Origin of the sequence: Streptomyces fuscigenes (assembly GCF_021556455.1) — a bacterium.
Taxonomy (GTDB): Bacteria; Actinomycetota; Actinomycetes; order Streptomycetales; family Streptomycetaceae; genus Streptomyces; species Streptomyces fuscigenes.
In genome coordinates this window covers 1-1,847 of the sequence record NZ_JAKGCV010000702.1, presented here as the reverse complement: position 1 = coordinate 1,847, position 1,847 = coordinate 1, and the positions used below count along the sequence as shown (strand labels likewise).

2 protein-coding genes are annotated in these 1,847 nt (G+C 77.2%); both read right to left on the bottom strand.

Annotation, left to right across the window (positions count from 1 at the left end; translation table 11 throughout):
- Nucleotides 1-170 precede the first annotated feature (170 nt).
- Nucleotides 171-1,436, bottom strand: coding sequence for a D-alanyl-D-alanine carboxypeptidase family protein (locus L1885_RS27905; protein ID WP_235799927.1), 1,266 nt, complete (start codon nucleotides 1,434-1,436; stop codon nucleotides 171-173).
- Nucleotides 1,437-1,591: 155 nt separating this feature from the next.
- Nucleotides 1,592-1,847: ComEA family DNA-binding protein (locus tag L1885_RS27900; RefSeq protein WP_235799926.1), on the bottom strand; the 256-nt coding region annotated here is incomplete at its 5' end.

Here is a 1,847-nt window from a genome sequence, read left to right as displayed (position 1 = left end):
CGGCCGGGCCGGCCTGGGGCGGCGCGGCTCCTGACGTCCTGCCCGCCGGTCGCGCCGCACGGGGGACCGGCGGCGCCCCGGCTACCGCGACGGGCCAGGCCCTCCTCCCCGGTGTCCGGCCCGGCTCCCCGACGGCCCGCTCCGGCGGGGTCCGGGCCGCCGGGCGTGCCTCAGTCCGACGATCCCCGGCGGCGCACCGCGCGCAGCCCGAAGAAGAGCGCCGCGCCCGTCAGGGCCCCGGCACCCAGCAGGATCACGGGGAAGAGCGCGCCGGTGCTGCCGGCGTTCGAGGCCTTCGCGACCGCGTGGTGCGCGGTCTTGGCGGCGCCCGCCGCCTCGGCGCGGCCGGAGCTCCCGCTGTCGGAGCCCGCCGCCTGGACCTGCGGAGCGGGGGCGAGCGAGCCGACCGGGGTCGCGTGCCCGTCGGCGGTGAAGCCCCAGTCCAGCAGGCGTCGCGCCTCTTCGTAGACCGCCTGCGGCTCGCCCGACTGCGGGTTCATCAGGGTCGCCAGGATCGTCCGGTTGCCGTGCCGGGCCGCCGCGACCAGGGTGTTGCCGGCCTTCGTCGTGTAGCCGTTCTTCACCCCGATCATGCCGGGGTAGGTCTGCACCCCGTGCGCCCCGCTGAGCAGCCGGTTGGTGTTCTGGATGCCGAAGGTCGCGCCCTTCTCCCCGGGGAACTGCGCGTCCGAGGTGGAGGCGTACGACGCGAACTGCGGGTTCTGCAGGCCCGTCCGCCCGAACACGGCCAGGTCGAACGCCGACGAGACCTGCCCCGGCATGTCGTACCCGTCGCACGACACCACGTGCGTGTCCCGCGCGCCCAGTTGCCGCGCGCGGCGCTGCATCTGCGCGACCGTCGAGTCCCAGCCGCCGTTCATGGCGGCCAGCACGTGCACGGCGTCGTTGCCCGAGCTGAGGAAGACGCCGCGCCACAGGTCGGACACCCGGTACGCCTGGCCCTCCTCGACCCCCACGAGGCTGCTGCCCTCGCCGATGCCGGAGAGGTCGGCTTGGGTGACCGTGTGCCGGGAGCGCTCCGGCAGGTGCGGCATCGCGGTCACCGCGAACAGCGTCTTGAGGGTCGAGGCCGGGGGCAGCTTGCGGTGCGCGTCGTGCGCCGCGAGCACGTCGCCGGAGTCGGCGTCCGCCACGAGCCAGGACAGCGAGGAGATGTCGTCCGGCGGCGCGGGCGTGCCCGGCGCGGGCTTGGCCTGCGTGCCGCTGTCGTAGAGCCGCGAACTGTCGACGTACGCGGGCGCGGGTGCGGGCGGGAGGGGTTCGGTGCGGTGGAGGTTCGGCGCGGAGTCGGGGCGGGCGGCGGCCGGGGTGGCCGGCAGGAGGACCAGCAGGCCGGTGGCGAGGGCGGCCGTCCAGGTGCCCGGGAGCCCGACCCCGGCGGCGGCGGCCGCCCATGCGGCGAGGGCCGGAGGCACGAGACGGAGATCGGGCGGGCCCTGATCGTCCTTCTGCGAGCCGGCGGGCGGATGCCCCGGGTCTCGGGGCGCCGGCTCCTGCGCGCCGTCCGCCTGGGCCGGCTCCGTGTGCGGCCCCGGTACCGGCCGTGTCCCGCCGGGCGCGCTGCCCCCGGTCACGGCCGCACCACGCCTTCGAGGTCGGCGAAACGGCGATCGCCGATGCCGTCGACCTGCCGCAGGTCGTCCACGCTGCGGAACCCGCCGTTGCGGCTGCGGAAGTCGAGGATGTGCTGCGCCAGCACGGGGCCGACGCCCGGCAGCGCGTCGAGTTGCTCCAGTGTCGCCGCGTTCAGGCTGAGCGGGGCGGCAGGCGTGGCCGCGGCGGGCGCTCCGGCCGGTGCACCGGGGCCGCCGGGCGCGCCCGGAGCG